This window comes from Streptomyces sp. SCSIO 30461 (assembly GCF_037023745.1).
GTDB lineage: Bacteria > Actinomycetota > Actinomycetes > Streptomycetales > Streptomycetaceae > Streptomyces.
On the sequence record NZ_CP146101.1, the window covers coordinates 5852843 to 5875214 of the forward strand.

The window sequence follows — 22372 nt, forward strand, 5'->3', positions numbered from 1 at the left end:
CGTCGATGACCTTGCTGAACTCCCCCGCCCATGCCCCGGCCGGCACCGCACCGGCCGGCGGCGTGGGCGCGGGCCCCCGCCGGGGCTCGCTTCCCCGCAGGCTCAGGCCGCCGGCCTGGCTGTCCGCGCTACCACTGCTGCTGCTCGTCGCCGTCGCTTTCGGGCTGCCCGCACTGGCCATGGCCGACGGCGCCCTCACTGTCACCGACCCGTCCACCGGCCTCCCCACCGGCTACGGACTGGACCATGTGGTCGCGTCGGCCGACGGCGCCTACCGCACCGCCCTGCTCGGCAGTGTCAGGCTGTCCGCGCTCACCGCCGCCGCCGGAACGCTCTTCGGGCTGCTGCTCGCCCAGGCCGTCGTCACCTCGCGCGGCAGGGCGCTGCGCGAGGCGGTGCTCACCGCGTCCGGTGTGCTCGCCAACTTCGGCGGTGTGCCGCTCGCCTTCGCCTTCGTCGCCACGCTCGGCAACGCGGGCGTGCTCACCACCCGGCTCGGACTCGATGAGTACGGCTGGTCGCTGTACGGCTTCTGGGGACTGGCCCTGACCTATCTGTACTTCCTGGTGCCCCTGATGGTGCTGACCGTCGCGCCAGCGCTCGACGGGCTGCGCACCCAGTGGCGGGAAGCCGCGCGTGACTGCGGCGCCTCCGCGGGCCAGTACTGGCGGCATGTCGGGGTACCGGTGCTGCTGCCGACGCTGCTGGGCGGCTTCGTACTGCTCTTCGGCAGCGCCTTCGCGGCCTACGCCACCGCTGCGGCGATGGTGGGCAGTTCGGTGCCGCTCGTCACCCTCCAGATCGCGGACGCGCTGTCCGGGAACGTCCTCGTCGGGCAGGAGAACGTGGCTCTCGCGCTCAGCCTCGACATGGTCCTGGTCGCCGCGCTGGTGATGGCCGTCCATCTGCCCCTTCAGCGGAGGAGCACCCGTTGGCTCGCCTGAACGCCGTCCGTCCCTGGCGCGGGGCCGTCCTGCTGGCCGCCGGGATGTACTTCCTGGTGCCGCTGCTCGCATCGGCGGTCTTCACCCTGGACGTACCGGGCCAGGGCCTCACCCTGTCCTCGTACTCGCGGATCGTCGCCGCGCCCGGCTTCACCGGCAGCCTGCTGCTCTCGCTGGGGCTCGCGACTGCCACCGTGGCCCTGGTGCTGCTGGTCACCGTGCCCGCCGCGGTCGCGGCCCGGCTGTCGGCGCCACGGCTGCGCCCGGTACTCGAAGTGATGTGCACCCTGCCGCTGGTGGTCCCGCCCGTGGCGCTGACCGCAGGTCTCGGTACCGTGTTGCGCTGGGGACCCGAGAAGCTGTCCACGACCCCGCTTTACCAGACGTTCGTGGCCGTGCAGAACCCGGACTTCCCCCTCGTCCTGGTGCTCGCGTACGCCGTCATGGCGCTCCCGTTCGTCTACCGGGCGCTGGACGCGGGGCTGCGGTCCGTCGATGTGCGCACCCTGGTGGAGGCGGCCCGCGACTGCGGCGCTTCCTGGCCGCGTGCGCTGGTCTCGGCGGTTCTGCCCAACCTGCGCGGCGCTCTGCTGAACGCCTCGTTCCTCACGCTCGCGCTGGTGCTGGGCGAGTTCACGGTCGCCTCGCTGCTGGGGTTCCAGCCGTTCGCGGTATGGATCGTGCAGGCGTCCGGTTCCGACGCGCGGCTCTCGGTGGCCGTCTCGCTGCTGAGTCTGCTGCTGACCTGGGCGCTGCTGCTGGCCCTGACCGTGCTGGGCAACCGCCGCAGCGGGCCCGGCGCCTCGTACACGCCCGCTGCCATGCCCCCCGCCGCTTCCACTGCGGCGTCCACCGCCGAAGGAAAGACCTCCTGATGCCCACGCTCGACACACCGGTGCGTACCGGCGCCGCTCTCCGGATGCGCGGACTGCGCCGTGCGTTCGGCCCCACCGTCGCCCTCGACGGGCTCGACCTGGACGTGGCACCCGGCGAGCTGCTCGCCCTGCTCGGCCCATCCGGCTGCGGAAAGACCACCGCGCTGCGGGTGCTCGCCGGTTTCGAGCAGCCCGACCGCGGTCAGGTGCTGCTGGACGGCGAGGACATCGTGCCGGTGCCCGCCAACCGCCGTGACACGGCGATGGTGTTCCAGTCGTACAGCCTCTTCCCGCATCTGACGGCCGCCGACAACGTGGCCTTCGGGCTGCGGATGCGCAAGGTCGGGGGCGCCGAGCGCCGGGCGCGTGCCGCCGAGCTGCTGGAGCTGGTCGGACTGCCCGGTCACGGAGGGCGCTACCCGCACCAGATGTCCGGCGGTCAGCAGCAGCGTGTTGCACTGGCGCGCGCGCTGGCGCTGCGGCCCCGGCTGCTGCTGCTCGACGAACCGCTGTCGGCACTCGACGCGCAGGTGCGGGTGGCCCTGCGGGAGGAGATCCGCAGGCTGCAGCTCGAACTGGGCATCACCACCGTGTTCGTCACCCACGACCAGGAGGAGGCCCTGTCGATGGCCGACCGGGTCGCCGTGATGAACCAGGGTCGGCTGGAACAGTGCGCCACGCCGACCGAGTTGTACGCCCGACCCGCCACCGGCTTCGTCGCCGGTTTCATCGGCACCATGAACCGGATTCCCGCACGCGCCGTCGACGGCGGCCTGGTGGAGCTGCTCGGCGTCCGGCTGCCGGTGGAAGGGGACGCGCCCGACCCCGGTGAGGTCCAGGCGCTGGTCCGGCCTGAGTCGCTCGACGTCGCGGCGGACGCGGACGGTACGGCCCGGGTGGCCGGAACCGCCTTCCACGGCCCCACCACGCGGGTCCGCGTCACGCTGGCCGACGGCACGTCCGTCAAGGCGGACGTACCCACGCATACGGTGGCCGGACTGGTCCCGGGCACGGCCGTGACCGTGAGCCCGCAGCAGCGGCCCGTGCTGGTCGCCTCGCGGAGTGCCGTCTCCCGGGGCGGGGAGGGCGGGCAGGGGTGAGCGGCCTGCACGCGGTGCTGTTCGACATGGACGGAACCCTCGTCGACTCCGAGGAGGTCTGGCTCGACGTGGTCGAGACGGCGGTGGTACGCCGCGGGCGCTCACTGGACCCGGCGCGGCGCTCGGCCGTGACCGGCCGCTCGGTGGACGACACGGCTGCCGTGCTGCACACCTGGCTGGGCACGGCGGAGGAGGAACTCGCCGCGGAACTGGGCGCGGACTTCGCCGCCCGGCTCGCGGTGGCCGCCGCCCCCCGCCCTGGTGCGCTGCGGCTGCTCGCCGCGCTACGCGCCCGACGGGTGCCCACGGCCCTGGTGTCGGCATCACCGCGAGCTGTGGTGGAGCAGGTCGCCAGAACTCTGGACGGGCATCGCTTCGACGCACTGTTCGGCGCGGAGGACACCGCGCGTACCAAACCGGCGCCGGACCCCTATCTGGCGGCCGCCGCCGCGCTCGGCGCGGACCCGCGTCGGTGTGTCGCGGTCGAGGACAGTCCGACGGGTGTGGCATCGGCCGTCGCGGCGGGTTGCCGGGTGCTCGCGGTACCGTCCGTCGAACCGCTCACCGCGACCGGCAACGTCACCCTGGTGCGCTCGTTGACCGAGGTGGACCCGGAGTTGCTGAGGTCGCTGGTGCCACCGGTTCCGACGGCGTGACATGGGTGTGCGCGTGAGCGAACGACGGACCGGGACGCCGCTGTATCTGAAGGTCGCCGCCGACCTGCGCGCCGCCATCACGGCGGGCGAGTACGGCTCCGGAGCGAAGTTGCCCGCGGAGGACGCGCTTGTCCGCCGGTACGGCGTTTCCAGGGGTACGGTCCGCCAGGCGCTCGCCGCCCTGCGCACCGACGGCCTGATCACCTCAAGGCGCGGCGCGCGCCGGGTCGTGCTGCCGACCGGCGGCCCGCTGCTGCACAGTTTCGGCGAGCTGCGCTCGTTCACCCGCTGGGCGCGCTCGCTGGGAGAGGAGCCGGGCGGCCGTGTGGTGACGCTGGACCGGGTTCCGGCGGCCCCGGAGGAGGCGGAGCAACTCATCCTGCCACAGGGTGCGTTCGTCTTCCGGGTGCGCCGACTGCGTACTCTCTCGGGCACTCCGGTGATGGTGGAGCGGACGACGTATCCGGAGCGCATCGGGGAACTGGTTGCCGACATGCCGTCGGACACTGTGTCGCACTCGGAGGAACTGGAGTTCCACGGCGTCCTGTTCGCGGACGCCAGGCACACGATCGACCTGGTGCCCGCGGACGATGACGACGCGGAGCTGCTGGGCTGCCGCCAGGGCGAGTCCCTGCTGCGGGAGCGGCGGCATTCGACGGATCCGTCCGGCTCGCCCGTGGAGTGGTCCCAGGACCGCTATCTGCCGGGGACGGTGGCGTTCACGATGCAGAGCTCGACATCGGCGAGCGCGCTGGGACGCAAGCTCGGCGGTTGAGTTCCGGCATCTCCAGGTAGTGCGCGTTGTACATGATGCCCAGGACGTTGCCGAAGGGGTCGACCACGGAGGCGGTCACGAACCCCGGGCCCCGCTCCGTCAACCGCTCGTAGACTTTCCCACCCATGGACAGACGGAACTCGGCGTACCCGGGGCGCTCGAAGTACGGCCCCTTGCCCAGCAGTTCGGTGTACCAGGCCTTGGCTGCGATCGGATCGGCTGCCTGGAAACTGACCGTGGTGAGTCCTCGCAACATGGTCGCCTCCGCTCAGGCGCGAGTGCCGCGCCGCCGCTCTCCTCGGCGGCATGGACGTAGACGGCGAATAAGGGCTGTCCCGTAATCCGCGGTGGATCAGAGCGCGGCGTCAGGTGCGGTGCAACGCAAGGCGGAGGGTCGCCCGCATACTGGGTGTATTCGGGCGATTCGACAACGCAGCGGGGGCCGTAGCTGTCGTCGCGCGCCCGCCGGGGATTACGGGACAGCCCTTAGGCCAGGAATCGTCCTCATTGCCAGGACGCAGACAACTTCTTGACCACCGGGAGCCTCCCGGTCGGCGGTGACACCGGGGTTACGGCACGGTGGACAGTGCCAAGTCCCGGCGGACCGACCGCGCCACTCCTCCCCCTCGGGCGGGCGACGAGCGATTCCGGCCCCTGCGGACACGGCCGTGCCGCCGGCCCGAAGGGGCCGACGGCACGGTGGTGGGGGTGGGGGAAGCGGCGGCGGTCAGCAGCCGTGGTCGACGAGGTCGAAGGACGCGTAGTGGTCGGCGGTGTAGTAGTCCTGCGACGCGTCACCGGTGACGATGCGGCGGGCGCCACGCGTGGAGGAGCCGGGCGTCTCGACGGTGTACTCGTGGTAGTAGCCCTGCCACTCCGACGGGAGGATGCCTTCGCGGTTGGAGAAGACCGTGCCGTCCTGGGAGTAGGGGAACGGACCGCCCTCATCGATGAGTTCGAGGGTGTCATGGGCCTGCGACGGCAGTTCGGAGTAGCAGATCTGGCCTACGTACGATGCGGTGGCGGCGCTTGCGGGGGCCGCGATCGAGCCGCCGACGAGCAGCGTGGACACAAGGGCGGCGGCGCCGAACAGGGTGAATCGTGGGGGGATTCGCATGACTCCATTGACGCGCGTAGAAATTGACGCGTCAATGACAATCGTGGGGAGTTCCTGTGCATCTCACCTACACGAATCAGCCACCTCTGGATGTTCATACGGATGACATCCCGCCGAAACCGGCTGACGGCCGCCGTCGTCCTGAACGGCCGCACCTCCGAGCAACACCAGCATCAGCAGTCCGGCCATGACCAACTGTCCACGTACCAGGGCACGTTTGTGCGCCCAGGTGCCATAGGCGCACAGTGCGAGAGCAACCATCAACAGCACACCCACCACTCCGAGGCAGGGCCCCGCCGGATTCGCGCGCCCCACCGAGCCGAAGCTCAGCCCCGACCGCGCCCAGGCTCCGTATGTCAGCAGCAGACCCGCCAGCTCCAGGATCACCAGCGCGTACGCGGCGAACCCGGATGACTTCTGCTCGTCCTGCTGCGGATCGCGGTTAATGGAACGTTCACTCATCCTGCCAGCTTGATCACGACGGCAGGTGGCGCGCATGAGTACCCGTACTCATGCGCACTGAGCACACCCGCCCGTCACCGGCAGCGGGCCGCCGCCCTAACCCCGCGCCCCGTACACCGGCAGTGGCGGTTCGGCGGCCTCCAGGAGCTTTCGGGCCGCCAGGCCCGCCTCCGCGGGGCTCCAGCGGGCGCCCTTGTCGGCCGTGGGACCCGGCCGCCAGCCCTCCATGACCGTGATGCGTCCCGCCTCGGCCTCGAACACCCGCCCCGTCACCCCCTCGCTGTCCGCCGAGCCGAGCCAGACGACCAGCGGCGAGACGTTCTCCGGTGCCATCGCGTCGAACGCGGCCGGGTCGTCCGGGGTGGCCATCGTCACGGCGAAGGTCCGCTCGGTCATCCGGGTCCGGGCGGCCGGGGCGATCGCGTTGACCCGGACCCCATACGGTGCGAGTTCCTCCGCGGCGACGAGGGTGAGCCCGACGATGCCCGCCTTCGCCGCGCTGTAGCCGCCCTGTCCGACCGATCCCAGCAACCCGGCTCCGCTGGAGGTGTTGACGATCCGGGCCTGGGGTTCGCGTCCCGCCTTCGCCTCGGTACGCCAGTGGGCGGCCGCGTACTTCAACGGCAGGAAGTGGCCCCGCAAGTGCACTCGCAGCACCGCGTCCCAGTCCTCGCCGTCCAGGTTGACGAGCATGCGGTCCCGAAGGAAACCGGCGTTGTTCACGAGGGTGTCCAGACGGCCGAACGAGTCCAGCGCGGTGGCCACCAGCGAGCGGGCACCCTCGCCCGTGGTGATGTCGGCGGCATGGGCGACCGCCTCCCCGCCGCTCGCCCTGATCTCCGCGACGACCTCATCGGCCGGTGAGGCGGATGCGCCCGACCCGTCGGGTCCGGTGCCGAGGTCGTTCACCACGACTCTCGCGCCCTCGGCGGCGAAGGCGCGCGCGTGCGCACGGCCCAGCCCCCGTCCGGCGCCTGTCACGATGACGACCCTGCCCGCGCAGATGCCGGGTGTCCCACCCGGTGTGGCGCTGCTCATCTCAAACCTCCTTGTTGGCCGTTGCCGCGTCCAGAAACGCCGGACGCTCCCCGCCTCCGTGCACCAGCAGCGACGCCCCGCTCACATAGGCCGCGCGCGGCGAGGCGAGGAAGACCGCCGCATCGCCGACCTCGTCCGGCTCGGCCAGCCGCCCCAGCGGCACCGTGCGGCCCACAGCCGCCACTCCCGCCTCGTCGCCGTAGTGCAGTGGCGCCTGCTCGGTGCGGACCATCCCCAGCACCAGGGTGTTCACCCGGACCCGCGGGGCCCACTCCACCGCCATCGAGCGTGCGAGGTTCTCCAGCCCCGCCTTGGCCGCACCGTAGGCGGCCGTGCCGGGCGAAGGGCGGGCGCCGCTCACGCTGCCGATCATCACGACCGAGCCGCACGCCAGACGCAGTTGCTCATAGGCGGCGAGCGACACGGCCAGCGGACCCACCAGATTCAGCTCCAGCACCCGTGCGTGCCGTGCGGGGTCCGCGTCACCCAGCAACCGGTAGGGCGACCCGCCCGCGTTGTTGACCAGGGTGTCCAGCCTCCCGTATCTGCGCACCACCCGATCGACCAAGTCGCGCGCCGAGGTGGCGTCCCGCACATCCACGGGCTCGAAGTGGGCCGAACGTCCGGCGGCTTCGAGGGCGGACTGCGGTGGTCTGCGGGCGCAGACGACGACTTCGGCACCCGCGGCGAGGAAGGCGCGCGCGATGCCCGCCCCGACACCCCGGGTGCCGCCGGTGACGACGGTGACCCTCCCGTCCAGCTCCATCGGCTGCTACCTTCCTCACTGGGCAGTCACCTAACAAACGTTTGGTGGAAAGGTAGCTGATCGGCTCATGGGTGTCTCCACCGCAAGCCCCGAGAAGGGCATATCCGTCGTCACGATCGATTTCCCGCCCGTCAACGCCTTCCCCGTGCAGGGCTGGTACGACCTCGCGGACGCCGTGCGGGCGGCGGGCCGCGACCCGGAGATCCGCTGCGTGGTGCTGGCCGCCGAGGGACGCGGCTTCAACGCGGGCGTGGACATCAAGGAGTTGCAGCGCGACACCGGGCACGAGGCCCTGATCGGCGCCAACCGCGGCTGCCACGAGGCGTTCGCGGCGGTCTACGAGTGCGAGGTGCCGGTGGTGGCCGCCGTCCACGGCTTCTGCCTCGGCGGCGGGATCGGGTTGGTGGGCAACGCCGACGCGATCGTCGCCTCCGATGACGCCGTCTTCGGGCTGCCGGAGCTGGACCGCGGCGCGCTCGGCGCCGCAACGCATCTCGCGCGGCTGGTGCCGCAGCATCTGATGCGGACGCTGTACTACACCTCGCGCACGGTGAGCGCAGCCGAGCTGATGGCGCACGGCTCGGTGTGGCGGGTCGTGCCCCGCGGGGAACTGCCGGACGCGGCCTCGGAGCTGGCACGCGAGATCGCCCGTAAGGACGGCAGGCTGCTCCGACTGGCCAAGGCCGCCATCAACGGCATCGACCCCGTGGATGTGCGCCGCAGCTATCGCTTCGAGCAGGGTTTCACCTTCGAGGCGGGCCTCAGTGGGACGGCCGCGCGGGTGCGGGACACGTTCGGGAAGGAAGAAGAAGGGGGACGGGGGCGTGACTGACAAGACCATGACGCCGGACGAGGTGGCCTCCCGGCTGAGCAGCGGAATGACGGTCGGCATCGGCGGCTGGGGTTCCCGACGCAAGCCGATGGCCCTGGTCAGAGCACTGCTCCGGTCCTCGATCACCGATCTGACGGTCGTCTCGTACGGCGGACCCGATGTCGGCCTGCTGGCAGCCGCCGGCCGAATCCGCCGACTTGTCGCGCCCTTCGCGACGCTGGACTCGATCCCACTCGAACCGCACTTCAGGGCTGCCCGCGAGGGCGGCACCCTGCGGATGACGGAGCTGGACGAGGCCATGTTCATGTGGGGCCTGCAGGCGGCCGTGAACCGGCTGCCCTTCCTTCCGGTGCGCGCGGGCCTCGGCTCGGACGTGCTGCGGGTCAACCCCGAACTGCGGACCATCACCTCGCCGTACGAGGACGGCGAGGAACTCGTCGCGGTGCCCGCGCTGCGGCTGGATGTGGCGCTGGTGCACATGAACCGGGCCGATCGGATCGGCAACGGCCAGTACCTGGGCCCGGACCCGTACTTCGACGACCTCTTCTGCGAGGCAGCGGACGAAGCATACGTCTCCTGTGAACAGCTGCTGGACACAGCCGAGTTGGCCAAGGACGCCGCGCCGCAGTCCCTGTTGGTCGGCCGCCACAGCGTCACCGGTGTCGTGGAGACCCCACACGGCGCCCACTTCACCTCCTGCGTCCCCGACTACGGACGTGACGAGTCCTTCCAGAAGCTGTACGCCGACACCCCCTGGGACGGCTTCGCCGAGCGATTCCTGTCCGGCCCCGACGAACAGGCCTACCAGTCGGCGGTACGCGCCTGGCGCGAGGAGCAGTGATGACCGGTCCGACAACCCTTGCACCGGCCACCAGGGCGGACTTCTGCGTGGTCGCCTGCGCCGACGCCTGGCGCGGCGACGGCGAGGTGCTGGCCAGTCCGATGGGCCTGATCCCCGGAATCGGCGCCCGCCTCGCCCGCCACACCTTCTCCCCCGATCTGCTGCTGACCGATGGCGAGGCCATGCTCGTCGGCCTCGACGGCACGGTCGAGGGCTGGCTGCCCTACCGCCGCCATCTGACCATGGTCACCGGCGGCAGACGCCATGTGATGATGGGCGCCAGCCAGATCGACCGGTACGGCAATCAGAACATCTCCTGCATCGGCGACTGGTCGCGCCCGGCCAGGCAGCTGCTGGGAGTACGCGGCGCCCCTGTGAACACCCTCAACAATCCAGTGAGTTACTGGGTCTCCCGGCATTCGCGGCGGGTCTTCGTCGAGAAAGTCGACATGGTCAGCGGCGTCGGCTACGACAACGCCGCCGCGGCAGGCGACTCGGCGACCCGGTTCCACCGCATCCCCCGTGTCGTGTCCGATCTCGGCGTCTTCGACTTCGACACCCCGGACCACTCGATGCGGCTGGTGTCCGTGCACCCCGGAGTGACCGTGGAACAAGTCCAGGAGGCCACCGGCTTCCCGCTCGCCACCGCCGACGACGTGCCGCACACCCGTGAACCGACCGCGGCGGAACTGCGGCTGATCCGCGAGGTCATCGACCCGGCCGGCGCCCGTGAGCGCGAGGTTCGCGGCTGATGCGCCGGATCGAGACGGCGTTCACCCGGCTGGTCGGGGTCGAGCACCCCGTCGTCCAGACCGGTATGGGCTGGGTCGCGGGCCCCCGCCTGGTGTCGGCGACGGCCCACGCCGGGGCGCTGGGCATCCTGGCGTCCGCGACCATGACCGCGGAGCAGCTCCGGCGGGCGGTACGCGAGGTCAAGTCCCGTACGGACGCGCCGTTCGGAGTCAATCTGCGCGCGGACGCGGGGGACGCCCGGGAGCGGGTGCGGATCGTCGTGGACGAGGGCGTACGTGTCGCCTCGTTCGCCCTCGCCCCGTCACGGGAACTCATCACCGAACTCAAGGACGCGGGCGTGGTGGTGATCCCGTCCGTCGGAGCCCGCCGCCACGCCGAGAAAGTCGCCGCCTGGGGCGCGGACGCGGTGGTCGTCCAAGGCGGTGAAGGCGGCGGCCACACCGGCGACGTCGCCACCACCGTGCTGCTCCCCCAGGTGGTGGACGCCGTCGACATCCCGGTGATCGCGGCGGGCGGCTTCCACGACGGGCGGGGCCTGGTGGCGGCGCTGGCGTACGGGGCTGCGGGCATCGCCATGGGGACGCGTTTCCTGCTCACATCCGACTCGACCGTCCCGGACGCCGTCAAGGCCCGCTATCTGGCGGCCACCGTCAGGGACGTCACCGTGACGACCGCCGTGGACGGGCTCCCGCACCGGATGCTCCGCACCGACCTCGTCGCCGCGCTTGAGCGGTACGGCCGCGCCCGCACCCTGCTGCATGCAGTCCGCCGAGCCGCCGGATTCCGCCGGCTCTCCGGGCTGTCCTGGGCCGCGATGTTGCGTGACGGACGCGCGATGCGGCACGGCAAGGATCTGACATGGGGCCAGGTCCTGCTCGCCGCGAACACCCCGATGTTGCTGAGAGCGGCCATGGTGGAGGGCCGCACCGACCTCGGGGTGATGGCTTCGGGCCAGGTGGCAGGGGTGATCGAGGACCTGCCGAGCTGCGCGGAGCTGGTGGACCGGGTGATGGAGGAGGCGGCCCAGGTGCTGGGCGCGCTCGGCCGGACCTGCGGACCTCCGGCTCCCGGATGACGCCGGAACCGCGCGACGGCGATCCGGTGAACCGGTTCCGCGGGTCCCGCGCCCCGTGGAGCGGGCGACCTGCGTACGGCCGGTTCACCGGAGGACGAGTCACCTGGCCGCGGGCCGCCTGCCGCCGCCTCCGCCGGCGCCACCGCTCCGGGTGGTGCCGGACGCGCGGCTCCGGCCCTGGGCGTGAGCGCCGTCGGCGCGCCCCGGACGGCCGCGCCCGGACTGACCGCCGCCGGCCTGGGCGCGGCTGGAACCACTCCCCTGGCCACGGCCCGCCTGACCGCTGCCCGCCTGGGCGCGGGTGCCGCCATTCCCCTGGCCACGGGTGGAGCCGCTCCCCTGAGTGCTCCCCGCCGACTGGCCACGGGCGCCGCCGCTCCGGGCGCGCCTGCGCTTCGGCCGGGTCGACTCGGCCGACGGCTGCTGGGGCGGCTGCGGTACGTCGATGGTGACCGCGACACCGGACGGCTCGCGGGCGCCGGTCAGCCGCGCGAGTTCCTCGTCACTGGACTTCACCCTGGCGGTCCGCGGGCTGATCCCGGCGTCCGCCATCAGCCGGGTCATCTCCCGCTTCTGCTCCGGAAGCACCAGCGTCACGACGCTGCCCGACTCACCGGCGCGGGCGGTGCGCCCGCCCCGGTGCAGGTAGTCCTTGTGGTCGGTCGGCGGGTCGACGTTCACGACGAGGTCGAGGTCGTCCACGTGGATGCCGCGGGCCGCCACGTTGGTCGCGACCAGTGCCGTGACATGACCGCTCTTGAAATGGTCGAGGGTGCGGTTGCGCTGCGGCTGCGAGCGGCCCCCGTGCAAGCCGGCCGCGCGTACTCCGCTGGCGAGCAGCCGCTTCACCAGCCGGTCCACGGACCGCTTGGTGTCCAGGAAGAGGATGACCCGGCCGTCACGAGCGGCTATGCGCGTGGTGACCGCCTTCTTGTCCGTCTCGTCGGCGATGTACAGGACGTGGTGGTCCATGGTGGTGACCGCGCCCGCTGACGGATCCACCGAGTGCACCACGGGGTCGCTGAGGAACTGCTTGACCAGCCGGTCGATGTTGCGGTCCAGGGTGGCCGAGAACAGCATCCGCTGACCGCCCGGTTCGACCTGCTTCAGCAGCGCGGTGACCTGCGGCAGGAAGCCCATGTCGGCCATCTGGTCGGCCTCGTCCAACACGGTGATCGCGACCTGGTCCAGTCGGCAGTCGCCGCGCTCGATGAGGTCCTTCAGCCGCCCGGGGGTGGCCACCAGCACCTCGGCGCCCCTGCGCAGCGAGCCCGCCTGCTTGGTGATCGACATACCGCCGACCACCGTCGTCAGCCGCAGATTGACGGCGGTCGCGTACGGCGTGAGGGCGTCGGTGACCTGCTGGGCGAGTTCACGTGTGGGCACGAGCACCAGAGCGAGCGGCGCGCCGGGCTCGGCACGCCGGCCGGCGGTGCGCGCGAGCAGTGCCAGGCCGAAGGAGAGGGTCTTGCCTGATCCGGTCCGCCCACGGCCGAGGAGGTCGCGGCCGGCGAGGGAGTTCGGCAGGGTTGCCGCCTGGATGGGGAACGGGGCGGTCACGCCCTGGGCGGCAAGCGTCTTCAGCAGGGCCGCCGGCATGTCGAGGTCACCGAACGCCTGGACGGGGGGCAGCGCGGGGGTGACGGTCTCGGGGAGGGTGAACTCCCCGGTGGGCAGGGTGCCACGTGCGGAGGATTTCGGGGAGGTCCTCGCGGACGGCTTCCCGGAAGTCCTCGCGGCTGCCCTGCCACGGGATTGCGACGGGCCCCTGCGTGCCTGGCCGGCACCGGGGCGTTCGGTACGAGTCATCGGGATTGCCTTCCTGGACCTCATGGACAGCACAAACCGGGACCCGCGCCGTGGCGGCGCGGGTCCCGGCTGCGAGCCGGACCCTGCTGTGCAGGGCCTGGGCGCGCTGATGTCAGGCGGGGAGGATGTTCTCCGCCTGCGGGCCCTTCTGGCCCTGGGTGAGGTCGAAGGTGACCTTCTGGCCCTCCTGGAGCTCACGGAAGCCCGAGGTGGCGATGTTCGAGTAGTGGGCGAAGACGTCGGGGCCGCCGCCGTCCTGCGCGATGAAACCGAAGCCCTTTTCCGAGTTGAACCACTTCACGGTGCCGGTGGCCATAACTTTTTCTCCTGATCAGGTCGAGCAGCCCCATCCGGAAAACTCCGGAAAACAAAAATGCGCCCGACGAACATTTCCCGTCAGGCGCACATAACGTTCATGGGTACCACAACTGCAACGATCGCAGACTAGCACACCCGTCCTCTGAATCCTGTGCCATCACGGCCGCGACCCGCCGAAACCATGGCGATCGCGGACAGCGGCACGGCCCACCCCGCCGCATCGGGAGCCGCACGGCCCGTCACAGCCGCTCGATGATCGTCACATTCGCCTGGCCACCGCCCTCGCACATGGTCTGGAGCCCATACCTACCGCCCGTGCGCTCCAACTCGTGCAGCAGCGTCGTCATCAGCCTGACCCCTGTCGCACCCAGCGGATGCCCGAGCGCGATGGCCCCGCCGTTGACGTTGACACGGGCCGGATCTGCTCCGGTCTCTTTGAGCCAAGCGAGCACAACGGGGGCGAAGGCCTCGTTGATCTCCACGAGGTCGATGTCGTCGATGGACAGTCCTGACCTGCCGAGCGCGTGGGCGGTCGCCGGGATCGGTGCCGAGAGCATGCGGATGGGGTCCTCCCCGCGTACGGAGAGATGGTGGACCCGGGCTCGCGGGGTCAGTCCGTGTGCGCGTACCGCCCGCTCACTCGCGAGCAGCATCGCCGCCGCACCGTCCGAGACCTGGGAGGAGCAGGCGGCGGTGATGGTGCCGCCGTCCACCACGGGCCGGAGGGCGGCCATCTTCTCCAGCGAGGTGTCACGCCGGGGGCCCTCGTCCACGCTCACCTCGCCGTACGGGACCGTCTCGCGCTCGAAGCGGCCCGTGTCGATCGCGCGGAGCGCGCGCTGGTGGGAGCGCAGGGCGTACTCCTCCATGTCGCCGCGCGAGACACCCCAGTGACGTGCGATGAGTTCGGCGCCGTGGAACTGGTTGACGGGCGCGTCGCCGTAGCGTTCCCGCCAGCCCTTCGAGCCGTGGAAGGGACCTTCCGTGAGGCCCAGCGGTTCCCCGGCCTGGCGGGAGGCGAAGGCGATCGGTATCTGCGACATGTTCTGCACCCCGCCCGCGACCACCAGGTCCTGCGTCCCTGACAGCACCGCCTGGGCGGCGAAGTGCACGGCCTGCTGGGATGAGCCGCACTGGCGGTCGACGGTCACACCGGGCACCTCCTCCGGCAGGCCGGCCGCCAGCCAGCAGGTGCGGGCGATATCCCCGGCCTGCGGGCCGACCGTGTCCAGGCAGCCGAAGACCACGTCCTCCACGGCTGCCGGGTCCATCCCCGAGCGGGCGACCAGGGCCGTGAGGACATGTGCGCCCAGGTCGGCGGGGTGCACGGCCGCGAGGCCTCCCCTGCGCCGCCCCACCGGGGTGCGGACCGCTTCGACGATGTAGGCCTCGGCCATGGCTGCTGCTCCTCGGGTCGTCAGGGGCGTACGGAAACCCCGTCCAGCACCATCGACAGGTACTGGCGGGCGATTTCGTCCGGGCTGTGCCCACCGCCCGGTCGATACCAGGACGCCGCGACCCACACCGTGTCGCGGACGAACCGGTAGGTGAGCCTGATGTCCAGGTCGTCGCGGAACACTCCGGTCCTGACCCCGCGCTCCAGGGTCCCCAGCCATGCCTTCTCGAACTTCCGCTGGGAGTCTCCGAGATAGCGGAAACGCGGCTGCGCGGAGAGGTGCTTCGACTCCTTCTGGTAGATCGCGACGGCGGCGCGGTGCCGGTCGATCTCCCGGAAGGACTCGGTGACCAGGGCCTCGATGGTCTCCCGGGGCCCGAGACCGGCGCCGAGCACGGCGTCGTATCCGGCCCAGAGCTCATCGAGGAAGGTGGAGAGGATCTCGTCCAGCATCGACTCCTTCGAGTCGAAGTGGTAGTACAGGCTGCCCGCGAGCATCCCGGCCTCGTCGGCGATCCGGCGGACGGTGGTGGCGTTGTATCCCTGGGCCGCGAACACCTCGGCGGCGGTGTCGAGCAGTTCGCGGCGCCTGGCGGGAGAGGCGGTCACCTGGGTCTTCTTCTTTGCGGTAGGCACCTGTCCATTGTTCATGCGCGCTGGGAGCTCACCGAGACCGTCTCACCGGTCATGTACGACGAGTAGCCGCTGGCCAGGAAGACGATCACGTTGGCGACCTCCCAGGGTTCGGCGTACCGGCCGAATGCCTCCTTCCCGGTGAGCTCGGTGAGCAACTCGGACGAGGTGACCTTCACCAAGTGCGGATGCATGGCGAGGCTCGGCGCGACGGCGTTGACCCGGACGCCGTATGCGGCGGCTTCGAGCGCCGCGCACCGGGTCAGGGCCATGACACCGGCCTTGGCGGCGGCGTAGTGGGCCTGGCCGGTCTGGGCGCGCCAGCCGACGACTGAGGCGTTGTTGACCACCACCCCGCCCCGCCCCCCGTCACGGAAGGCGCGCAGGGCAGCGCGCGTACAGCGGAAGGTGCCGGTGAGCGTCACGTCCAGGACCCGCGTCCACTGCTCGTCCGCCATGTCCACGAGCGGTGCGGTCCCGCCGAGGCCCGCGTTGTTGACGACGAGATCGAGGCCCCCGTGCAGCCGCACCGCCTCCCCGACCAGGGCCTGCACGGCGGCCTCGTCGGTGACGTCGCAGGGCAGTGAGGAGACCGCCTCCGCCCCGAACTCCCCGACGAGCGCCTCCTCGGTCTCCTTAAGTCTGCGTGCGTGGGCATCGCTGATCAGGACCCGCGCGCCTTCCTCCAGGAAGCGGCGGGCGGTGGCCCCGCCGATCCCGGCTCCGGCGGCGGCGGTGATGACGGCGCTGCGCCCGGCCAGCAGGGCGTGCCCCGGAACGTACTGAGCCTTGTTGTCCGTCACATCAGCACGTTAACCTACCAAACACTTGTTAGGGAACGGCCTCGTCTGCCGGCGATGTACTCGAATCGGCGTCTTCGACGCCGTGGACGGAAGCGGACTTCTCATGGATCTGACCCCTTCGGAAGACGAGACCGCCTTGAGGACGCTCGCCCGCGACTGGCTGCGCTCCCACGTCCCCGCCCGCCCCCTGCCTTCCCTGGAGACGGCGGAGGGCTTCGCCGCGCACCGGGAATGGGAGGCGACGCTGCACGCCGGCCGCTGGTCGGTGGTGTCCTGGCCTGAGGTCCACGGCGGCCGTGGCGCCGACATCTTCGGCTGGCTCGCGTTCGAGGAGGAGTACTACGCGGCGGGTGCGCCGGGCCGGGTCTCGCAGAACGGGATCAACCTGCTCGCGCCCACCCTCTTCGCCCATGGCACCGATGAGCAGCGGGCACGGGTGCTGCCCGCCATGGCGAGTGGTGAGGTGGTCTGGGCGCAGGCCTGGTCGGAGCCCGACGCCGGTTCCGACCTGGCGTCGCTGCGCTCTCGCGCCGTACGCGCGGACGGCGGCTGGCTGCTGTCGGGCCAGAAGACCTGGTCGTCGCGCGCCGCGTTCGCGGACCGGGCCTTCGGCATCTTCCGTTCCGCCCCCGTGACGGACACGGGGCCGCCGCACCGGGGGCTGACCTATCTGATGTTCGACCTGCGGGCACCAGGCGTCACCGTCCGCCCGATCGGGCGCCTCGACGGCAAGCCCGCATTCGCCGAGGTGTTCCTGGACGAGGTGTTCGTACCGGACGAGGACGTGATCGGCGCGCCAGGCGAGGGCTGGCGCATCGCCATGTCCGCCACCGGCAACGAACGCGGCCTCACCCTGCGCTCCCCCGGACGCTTCCTCGCCACCGCGGACAGGCTGGTGGAGCTGTGGCACTCGGTCGGCGACCCCGACGACACGGCGATGCGCGACCGCGTCGCGGACGCGGTGATCGGCGCCCGCGCCTACCAGCTGTTCACCCACGGGCACGCCTCCCGGTTCGCCGCGGGTGCCACGATCGGCGCCGAGGCGAGTGTGAACAAGGTGTTCTGGTCCGAGTACGACATCGCGCTGCACGAGACCGCGCTCGATCTGCTTGGCGGGGAAGGCGCGTTGGCCGACGAGCCGGGCAGCGGCTGGGCAGAGGGCCATGTCTTCGCGCTCGCCGGGCCGATCTACGCCGGTACGAACGAGATCCAGCGGGACATCATCGCGGAACGACTGCTCGGCCTGCCCAGAGGACGCCGCTGACTTCCCGGACCGCCCCGGCCGCCGCACGCGAAGGAGACGCCCCCGTGAAGTTCCTGCCGACCGGTGAACAACAGGCGTTCACCCGCTCGCTGGACGCCCTGCTGACAGCGGCGGACACACCGTCGGTGGCACGTGCCTGGGCCGCCGGCGACCCGGCCCCGGGTCGCGCCCTGTGGACCCGCCTGGGCGGGGCCGGGGTCTTCGCGCTGGCCGTACCCGAGCTCTACGACGGACTCGGGCAGCGCCCCGTCGAACTGGCACTCGCCTTCGTGGAGCTGGGTCGCCACGCGCTGCCGGGGCCCCTTGTGGAGACGGCCGCCACCGCCGTGCTGCTCGCCGGACTCGGCGACCCGGCACCCGCGAAGCGGCTGCTCCCGGGGATCGCTTCGGGCGAGGTGGCGGCGACCCTGCGGATAGCGGGCTCGGACCCGTTCGTCCTGGACGGGGACGCGGCCGAGCTCGTGCTCGTGGCAGACCTGGGCGAGCACGAGACCGCCGCACGGCTGCGCCTCGCGTCCGGGCCCCACGGTCCGGCACGCGCCTCCACCGATCCGGCGCGCCGGCTGACCGAGGCCCCCGTCGGCGGCGAGATCCTGGCCGCGGGACCTGACGTGGCGCGCGCCGCGCGGGCCGCGGAGAGCTGGGCACGGCTGGCCACGGCGGCGCAGAGCCTGGGCGTCGGGCTGGCGCTGCTGGACCGTACGGTCGCGTACGCCGGGCAGCGCACCCAGTTCGGCGTCGCCATCGGCTCCTTCCAGGCCGTCAAGCACCGGTTGGCGGATACGTTGATCGCGCTGGAGTTCGCGCGGCCTCTGCTGTTCGGCGCGGCGCTGACCATGACCCCCGCCGACATCGCGGCGGCGAAGGTCGCGGCGGGCGAAGCCGCCTACGCGGCGGCCCGCACCGCACTCCAGGTGCACGGCGCGGTCGGTTACACCGAGGAGCTCGACCTGTCGTGGTGGCTGCGCAAGGCGCGCCCGCTGCGGGACGCCTGGGGGACGCCGTCCCAGTGCCGGGCGGCTGTGCTGTCCGGCCGACCCTCACCCGGCCGATCGGACCCAGCGCCCGGGGGCGACCTGGGCCCGGGCACCGACCGCGCCGCCGGATGAGCGGGGCTCCGCACGCGTGCCTCTCGTCGTGTGCGAGGGCAACAGCGCCTGACCGGGGCGACGGTGGACTGGAGGCTGCGGCTGGGGGCGCAGGCGGTCGACGAGGTCAAGAACCCCCCGTGAACGCGGTGGCGTGGTCGGCGGCCCACTGGCGAAACGTTCGCGGCGCCGTTCCCAGGATGTCGGCCACCCCAGTGGTGACGTAGGCGGGCCATCCGACCGCCGCGCTCCACGCGGCGAGCAGCATGTCGATGACCGCATCGGGCGCTGTGCCATCCGACAGGCTCCGGAACTCGTCAGGTGTCATCTCCTCGAATGCGATCCGGCGCCCCAGGGCGTCACCGATGACGTCCAGTTGCGCTGCCTGGGACAGCGATTCGAGGCCTGTCAGGACATAGTCGCCTCCGACATATCCGTCCTGACAGAGCGTCCGCGCCGCGACGGCTGCGACGTCCCGGTCGTCGACCGGTGCCGTCTCGGCAGCGCCGTAGGGCCACCGGACGACCTCGCCGGCCCGGATCGCGGGCGCCCACCAGGCCAGCGCGTTCGACGCGAGCATCCCCGGCCGGATGATCGTCGACTCGAGTCCGGTGGCCGCGATGAGCCGCTCGATGTCGGCGTGCAGCACCGCCATGGGATTGGGCTGCCGGAAGAAGGGATGCGGCGTCCGGTGCGGGGAGGAGAGGAAGACGACCCGCCTCACATGGGCTGCCAGCCGCTCGACGACTGCCGCGGCGGTCCGAGGCGGTGCGGTCCAGACGAGGAAGACCGCACCGGCGCCCTTCAGTGCCGGGTCGAGTGACTCGGGCAGAGTGAGATCGCCGGTGAAGACCTCGACCTCGGCCGGCAGCGTCGCAGCCGCCTCGGGGTGCCGGACGAGGGCGCGGAGCGGCACGCCTGCGTCGAGGAGTCGGTCGATGACGACGCGGCCGATCCGACCCGTCGCCCCGGTGACGAGCACGGGAGGAACGTCCGATTGATTCATGGCACCCATGAAAACGTTACCCGGTTAAAAAAGCAACCCGGTAACGAATGTTACGCTGGTCAGATGAGCGAGCCGATGGGGCTGCGGGCCCGCAAGAAGGAGCGGACGCGCGACGCCATCGGCGACGCCGCCGTCTCACTGTTCCTTGAGCGCGGGTTCGACCGCGTCTCGGTCAACGACATCGCCGCGGCGGCCGAGATCTCCAAACCCACCCTCTTCCGGTACTTCCCCACCAAGGAAGACCTGGTGCTGCACCGATTCGCCGACCACCAGGGCGAGGCGGCACGCGTCGTACGTGACCGCGGGTCCGACATCAAGCCGGTGATGGCGCTGCACCGGCACTTCCTGGCCGGCCTCGATCGGTACGACCCCGTCACCGGTCTCAACGATCATCCCGAGGTGGTGGCGTTCCATCGGCTGGTGTTCACCACACCGAGCCTGGCGGGACGGCTCACGCAGTACCAGCTCGAGGACGAGCAGGCACTGGCGGACGCACTCGGCGAAGGCATCCAGGCACACCTGCGAGCCGCCCAGGTACTCGCGGTCCAACGGGTGCTCGCCCGGACCAACTGGCAGAAGATCGCCGACGGCCGAACCGCCCACGATGTCCGTCCCGAGGCCGTGGCCGACGCCGACCAGGCATTCGACCGACTGCGATGACAGACGGTGCTCTCAGCCGAAGAAGGCTCCACGGCGGCGGCATGCCGAACCCGCACGCACGGTGAAACCGCACGTCACGGGCAGGTGCCGGCATCGCCGGGTGCACGGGTCCGCATCGCGCCCGATGGGGTATGCGTCCCCGATACTCGCATCGGCCCAATCACGACAGCGGATGTCCGGTATTCACGCTTCGATGGGATCCATGACCTACAGCTGGACAGACTTCCAGGCGGCGGAGCCCGACTTCGCCGCCGCCGTGCAACAGCGTTTCGAGAAGCACACCCACCACATCCTCGCCACCCTCCGCAAGGACGGTTCGCCCCGGGTGAGCGGTCTCGAGGTGAACTTCCGGTTCGGTGAGCTGTGGCTCGGGATGATGCCGAACTCCCGCAAGGCGCTCGACCTGCTGTGTGATCCACGGCTTGCCATCCACGCCAACCCGGGAGCTGACGCGTCCATGGAGGACGGGGACGTGAAGATCACCGGGCGGGCGGTGGAGGTGGCCGACCCGGCGACAAAGGACCGGTTCCAGTCCGATGACGGAGAGCCGCTGCCGTTCCACCTCTTCCGGGTGGAGCTCACCGAGGCCGTGCGGACCGCCGTCGACGGCGATGAGCTGGTGCTCCAGACCTGGCGGCCGGGGCAGGCGCTGCGGACCATCCGGCGCGGCAACGACGCGAGTCCGGCCCGTACCGTCCAGGGCTGAAGCCCTTCGGGCGACGGACCGACGACCAGAGGTGCCGTGCCACGGCGCAGGGCGGGCGCAACGCGCGTCGCCGTTTCCGCCGTGGTCGGACGGCACCGGCTGTCACCCCTGGCGGCGCCTGGACCCGATGAGGCGGGCGACGCCCCAGCCGATGACGGCGGCCAGGACCAGGCCGAGCGGGGAGAACCAGTCGATCTCGCCACCGGTCGCTCCGTACCACCAGGCCTTGGCGGGGAAAAACGGTTCTTCCCCCAGCACATCCACGACGAAGGAAGGCGATTGCCTCTCCACGGCGATCAGCAGCACGGCGTTGCAGTAGCCGAAGAACGCGCCGAGCGCGGCGACCACGGCCGCGCCGACGTGGGCGCCGCTGCGCCGGTGCCCCAGGAGGCCGGCCAGCAGACCGACGATCGCCGCGTTCACCGACGCATGGGTCAGGTAAAGGGCGTTGGCGATGGTGAGCGACTGGTCCTCGTAGGTGAGCACCATGGCGCCGCCGTAGAGCAGCGAGACGAGCACCGAGACGAAGAAGGCGAGGACGACCGCGGCGACCGGACTGCCACTTCTGCCGGGCCGCGGGCCGCCGGGAGCCGCGGCGAATGGGGGCGCGGGATGCGTCTGAGGCGGGCCGGGGAAGGGCGCGTAGCCGAAACCCGTTGGCTGCGGCTGCTGTTGAGGCAACTGCTGCGGGACCGGCTGGGCGTAGGGGTTGGGGAAGACCGGCGCGGGCTGCTGTGCCGGTGCCTGAGGCGGCATCGGCGGTGACTGGTGGGGCGGGTGTGAAGGCGGTGGCGGTGGCTGATAAGGCGGCTGACTCATGGGTCCCCCTGGGGCGAACTGGCGGGAGCAGCAAGCTATCAGTGGGCCAGGCCCGGTCTTCGGCTGCGCGGTGCCGTCGCACGCGCCGACCGGCGGCGACCGGGCCGCGGCAGCCTCAACCCGCCTGAGCGACGGCCCCGGCCCCCGCACTGCGCTCGGCGGCACTGCGTTCCACGCAGAACTCGTTCCCCTCGGGGTCCGCCAGCGTCACCCAGCCGGTGCCGTCCGCGTTGCGCCGGTCGGCGACGAGCGAGGCGCCGAGCTTCAGCAGCCGCTCGACCTCCTGGTCCCGGGTGCGTTCCTGCGGCTGGAGGTCCAAGTGGACGCGGTTCTTCCGGGTCTTCTTCTCCGGCACGGTCACAAAGAGAATGCCCACCCCGGGCGCCTCCACGAGCGCCTCCTCGTCACCGGGATGGTCGTCGTCACCCAGGGAGCACTCGAGTACCCCTGCCCAGAAGGTCGCCAGCTCGTAGGCGTCGGAGCTGTCGATCGTCACATGCCGCACCAAGGTAGCCATGCGCGCCACCCTTCCACGGCGCACGGGGCTCGTGCACCCGAATTCCGGCCCCCCGCGGCGGGTTTCAAGAGAGTGCTGCCGTAGGCGCCGGTTGTGGGCCTGACCTGCCACTTAAGCTT

The 22372-nt window shown here is 71.4% G+C and carries 26 protein-coding genes; 13 read left to right on the forward strand and 13 right to left on the reverse strand.

Translation table 11 applies throughout. The features are described 5' to 3' along the window. Positions 1 to 5: 5 nt before the first annotated feature. From V1460_RS26230 to V1460_RS26250, 5 genes are read left to right on the forward strand one after another with little or no spacing between them, the layout of a single operon-like run. Positions 6 to 944, forward strand: coding sequence for an ABC transporter permease subunit (locus V1460_RS26230; protein ID WP_338676078.1), 939 nt, complete (start codon positions 6 to 8; stop codon positions 942 to 944). Beyond that, on the forward strand, positions 932 to 1819 hold the full coding sequence (locus tag V1460_RS26235) for an ABC transporter permease subunit (RefSeq protein WP_338676079.1): 888 nt from the start codon (positions 932 to 934) through the stop codon (positions 1817 to 1819). The genes V1460_RS26230 and V1460_RS26235 overlap by 13 nt, the downstream gene beginning before the upstream one ends. Further along, the gene (locus V1460_RS26240; protein WP_338676080.1) at positions 1819 to 2919 is read left to right on the forward strand and encodes an ABC transporter ATP-binding protein; all 1101 of its coding nucleotides are present in this window, start codon (positions 1819 to 1821) and stop codon (positions 2917 to 2919) included. The genes V1460_RS26235 and V1460_RS26240 overlap by 1 nt, the downstream gene beginning before the upstream one ends. Further along, positions 2916 to 3575 carry an HAD family phosphatase gene (locus V1460_RS26245; protein WP_338676081.1) on the forward strand — a complete coding sequence of 220 codons (660 nt, stop codon included), beginning with the start codon at positions 2916 to 2918 and terminating at the stop codon, positions 3573 to 3575. The genes V1460_RS26240 and V1460_RS26245 overlap by 4 nt, the downstream gene beginning before the upstream one ends. Before the next feature lie 13 nt (positions 3576 to 3588). Continuing rightward, a complete protein-coding gene (locus tag V1460_RS26250; RefSeq protein ID WP_338676082.1) occupies positions 3589 to 4350 on the forward strand; it encodes a GntR family transcriptional regulator in 762 nt (253 codons plus the stop codon). Here V1460_RS26250 and V1460_RS26255 read toward each other — a convergent pair. The 5 genes from V1460_RS26255 to V1460_RS26275 form a co-directional block, all read right to left on the reverse strand. Beyond that, positions 4295 to 4606, reverse strand: a complete 312-nt coding sequence (locus tag V1460_RS26255) for a hypothetical protein (RefSeq protein WP_338676083.1) — start codon at positions 4604 to 4606, stop codon at positions 4295 to 4297. The genes V1460_RS26250 and V1460_RS26255 overlap by 56 nt on opposite strands. Before the next feature lie 471 nt (positions 4607 to 5077). Then, positions 5078 to 5467 (reverse strand): ribonuclease domain-containing protein, encoded by a 390-nt coding sequence (locus tag V1460_RS26260; RefSeq protein ID WP_338676084.1) that lies wholly within the window; start codon positions 5465 to 5467, stop codon positions 5078 to 5080. A 63-nt stretch (positions 5468 to 5530) separates the two neighbouring features. Further along, positions 5531 to 5929, reverse strand: a complete 399-nt coding sequence (locus V1460_RS26265; RefSeq protein WP_338676085.1) for a DUF6234 family protein — start codon at positions 5927 to 5929, stop codon at positions 5531 to 5533. A gap of 96 nt (positions 5930 to 6025) precedes the next feature. Continuing rightward, a complete protein-coding gene (locus V1460_RS26270; RefSeq protein ID WP_338676086.1) occupies positions 6026 to 6967 on the reverse strand; it encodes an SDR family oxidoreductase in 942 nt (313 codons plus the stop codon). 1 nt (position 6968) lies between these two features. Further along, positions 6969 to 7733, reverse strand: a complete 765-nt coding sequence (locus V1460_RS26275) for an SDR family oxidoreductase (RefSeq protein ID WP_338676087.1) — start codon at positions 7731 to 7733, stop codon at positions 6969 to 6971. A gap of 67 nt (positions 7734 to 7800) precedes the next feature. Here V1460_RS26275 and V1460_RS26280 point away from each other — a divergent pair, with 67 nt between their 5' ends. The 4 genes from V1460_RS26280 to V1460_RS26295 are packed head-to-tail and all read left to right on the forward strand — an operon-like array spanning position 7801 to position 11234. Beyond that, positions 7801 to 8565, forward strand: coding sequence for an enoyl-CoA hydratase family protein (locus tag V1460_RS26280; RefSeq protein ID WP_338676088.1), 765 nt, complete (start codon positions 7801 to 7803; stop codon positions 8563 to 8565). Next, complete coding sequence (locus V1460_RS26285; RefSeq protein WP_338676089.1) at positions 8558 to 9406, forward strand: CoA-transferase; 849 nt, start codon at positions 8558 to 8560, stop codon at positions 9404 to 9406. Before V1460_RS26280 ends, V1460_RS26285 begins: the two co-directional genes overlap by 8 nt. Continuing rightward, a complete protein-coding gene (locus tag V1460_RS26290) occupies positions 9406 to 10158 on the forward strand; it encodes a CoA-transferase (protein ID WP_338676090.1) in 753 nt (250 codons plus the stop codon). Before V1460_RS26285 ends, V1460_RS26290 begins: the two co-directional genes overlap by 1 nt. Positions 10159 to 10166: 8 nt before the next feature. Then, the gene (locus tag V1460_RS26295) at positions 10167 to 11234 is read left to right on the forward strand and encodes a nitronate monooxygenase (RefSeq protein WP_338678207.1); all 1068 of its coding nucleotides are present in this window, start codon (positions 10167 to 10169) and stop codon (positions 11232 to 11234) included. A gap of 99 nt (positions 11235 to 11333) precedes the next feature. On the opposite strand, the gene V1460_RS26300 is transcribed toward V1460_RS26295, so the two are convergent. The 5 genes from V1460_RS26300 to V1460_RS26320 form a co-directional block, all read right to left on the reverse strand. Then, positions 11334 to 13043: a DEAD/DEAH box helicase gene (locus V1460_RS26300; protein ID WP_338676091.1), complete on the reverse strand. Its 1710-nt coding sequence runs from the start codon at positions 13041 to 13043 to the stop codon at positions 11334 to 11336. Between the two features lie 112 nt (positions 13044 to 13155). Further along, positions 13156 to 13359 (reverse strand): cold-shock protein, encoded by a 204-nt coding sequence (locus V1460_RS26305; RefSeq protein WP_338676092.1) that lies wholly within the window; start codon positions 13357 to 13359, stop codon positions 13156 to 13158. A gap of 241 nt (positions 13360 to 13600) precedes the next feature. Further along, entirely contained in the window at positions 13601 to 14758 is a 1158-nt protein-coding gene (locus V1460_RS26310) for an acetyl-CoA C-acetyltransferase (protein WP_338676093.1), read from the reverse strand. 20 nt (positions 14759 to 14778) lie between these two features. Beyond that, a complete protein-coding gene (locus tag V1460_RS26315) occupies positions 14779 to 15393 on the reverse strand; it encodes a TetR/AcrR family transcriptional regulator (protein ID WP_338676094.1) in 615 nt (204 codons plus the stop codon). An 11-nt stretch (positions 15394 to 15404) separates the two neighbouring features. Further along, positions 15405 to 16193 carry an SDR family oxidoreductase gene (locus V1460_RS26320; protein ID WP_338676095.1) on the reverse strand — a complete coding sequence of 263 codons (789 nt, stop codon included), beginning with the start codon at positions 16191 to 16193 and terminating at the stop codon, positions 15405 to 15407. A 103-nt stretch (positions 16194 to 16296) separates the two neighbouring features. Between V1460_RS26320 and V1460_RS26325 the strand changes: the two genes are divergently transcribed. Next, positions 16297 to 17457 (forward strand): acyl-CoA dehydrogenase family protein, encoded by a 1161-nt coding sequence (locus V1460_RS26325; RefSeq protein WP_338676096.1) that lies wholly within the window; start codon positions 16297 to 16299, stop codon positions 17455 to 17457. A 44-nt stretch (positions 17458 to 17501) separates the two neighbouring features. Beyond that, a complete protein-coding gene (locus tag V1460_RS26330; RefSeq protein ID WP_338676097.1) occupies positions 17502 to 18566 on the forward strand; it encodes an acyl-CoA dehydrogenase family protein in 1065 nt (354 codons plus the stop codon). A gap of 106 nt (positions 18567 to 18672) precedes the next feature. On the opposite strand, the gene V1460_RS26335 is transcribed toward V1460_RS26330, so the two are convergent. Beyond that, positions 18673 to 19551: an NAD(P)H-binding protein gene (locus V1460_RS26335; RefSeq protein WP_338676098.1), complete on the reverse strand. Its 879-nt coding sequence runs from the start codon at positions 19549 to 19551 to the stop codon at positions 18673 to 18675. A 63-nt stretch (positions 19552 to 19614) separates the two neighbouring features. On the opposite strand from V1460_RS26335, the gene V1460_RS26340 reads away from it, so the two are divergent. Together V1460_RS26340 and V1460_RS26345 are read left to right on the forward strand one after the other, a co-directional pair. Beyond that, positions 19615 to 20211, forward strand: a complete 597-nt coding sequence (locus V1460_RS26340; protein ID WP_338676099.1) for a TetR family transcriptional regulator — start codon at positions 19615 to 19617, stop codon at positions 20209 to 20211. A 202-nt stretch (positions 20212 to 20413) separates the two neighbouring features. Next, on the forward strand, positions 20414 to 20917 hold the full coding sequence (locus V1460_RS26345) for a pyridoxamine 5'-phosphate oxidase family protein (protein WP_338676100.1): 504 nt from the start codon (positions 20414 to 20416) through the stop codon (positions 20915 to 20917). Between the two features lie 102 nt (positions 20918 to 21019). Here V1460_RS26345 and V1460_RS26350 read toward each other — a convergent pair whose 3' ends face one another. Further along, positions 21020 to 21673, reverse strand: a complete 654-nt coding sequence (locus V1460_RS26350; protein ID WP_338676101.1) for a hypothetical protein — start codon at positions 21671 to 21673, stop codon at positions 21020 to 21022. A gap of 178 nt (positions 21674 to 21851) precedes the next feature. Next, positions 21852 to 22253 carry a VOC family protein gene (locus V1460_RS26355; RefSeq protein ID WP_338676102.1) on the reverse strand — a complete coding sequence of 134 codons (402 nt, stop codon included), beginning with the start codon at positions 22251 to 22253 and terminating at the stop codon, positions 21852 to 21854. Positions 22254 to 22372: the final 119 nt, after the last annotated feature.

Excerpts from the sequence above, each read along its gene's own strand:
- V1460_RS26350 (WP_338676101.1), bottom strand. The coding sequence starts at position 21,673 with ATGCCGCCTCAGGCACCGGCACAGCAGCCCGCGCCGGTCTTCCCCAAC.
- V1460_RS26275 (WP_338676087.1), bottom strand. The coding sequence starts at position 7,733 with ATGGAGCTGGACGGGAGGGTCACCGTCGTCACCGGCGGCACCCGGGGT.
- V1460_RS26305 (WP_338676092.1), bottom strand. The coding sequence starts at position 13,359 with ATGGCCACCGGCACCGTGAAGTGGTTCAACTCGGAAAAGGGCTTCGGT.
- V1460_RS26270 (WP_338676086.1), bottom strand. The coding sequence starts at position 6,967 with ATGAGCAGCGCCACACCGGGTGGGACACCCGGCATCTGCGCGGGCAGG.
- V1460_RS26310 (WP_338676093.1), bottom strand. The coding sequence starts at position 14,758 with ATGGCCGAGGCCTACATCGTCGAAGCGGTCCGCACCCCGGTGGGGCGG.
- V1460_RS26280 (WP_338676088.1), top strand. The coding sequence starts at position 7,801 with ATGGGTGTCTCCACCGCAAGCCCCGAGAAGGGCATATCCGTCGTCACG.
- V1460_RS26340 (WP_338676099.1), top strand. The coding sequence starts at position 19,615 with ATGAGCGAGCCGATGGGGCTGCGGGCCCGCAAGAAGGAGCGGACGCGC.
- V1460_RS26355 (WP_338676102.1), bottom strand. The coding sequence starts at position 22,253 with ATGGCTACCTTGGTGCGGCATGTGACGATCGACAGCTCCGACGCCTAC.
- V1460_RS26265 (WP_338676085.1), bottom strand. The coding sequence starts at position 5,929 with ATGAGTGAACGTTCCATTAACCGCGATCCGCAGCAGGACGAGCAGAAG.
- V1460_RS26300 (WP_338676091.1), bottom strand. The coding sequence starts at position 13,043 with ATGACTCGTACCGAACGCCCCGGTGCCGGCCAGGCACGCAGGGGCCCG.
- V1460_RS26240 (WP_338676080.1), top strand. The coding sequence starts at position 1,819 with ATGCCCACGCTCGACACACCGGTGCGTACCGGCGCCGCTCTCCGGATG.
- V1460_RS26290 (WP_338676090.1), top strand. The coding sequence starts at position 9,406 with ATGACCGGTCCGACAACCCTTGCACCGGCCACCAGGGCGGACTTCTGC.
- V1460_RS26335 (WP_338676098.1), bottom strand. The coding sequence starts at position 19,551 with ATGAATCAATCGGACGTTCCTCCCGTGCTCGTCACCGGGGCGACGGGT.
- V1460_RS26255 (WP_338676083.1), bottom strand. The coding sequence starts at position 4,606 with ATGTTGCGAGGACTCACCACGGTCAGTTTCCAGGCAGCCGATCCGATC.
- V1460_RS26230 (WP_338676078.1), top strand. The coding sequence starts at position 6 with ATGACCTTGCTGAACTCCCCCGCCCATGCCCCGGCCGGCACCGCACCG.
- V1460_RS26345 (WP_338676100.1), top strand. The coding sequence starts at position 20,414 with ATGACCTACAGCTGGACAGACTTCCAGGCGGCGGAGCCCGACTTCGCC.
- V1460_RS26325 (WP_338676096.1), top strand. The coding sequence starts at position 16,297 with ATGGATCTGACCCCTTCGGAAGACGAGACCGCCTTGAGGACGCTCGCC.
- V1460_RS26260 (WP_338676084.1), bottom strand. The coding sequence starts at position 5,467 with ATGCGAATCCCCCCACGATTCACCCTGTTCGGCGCCGCCGCCCTTGTG.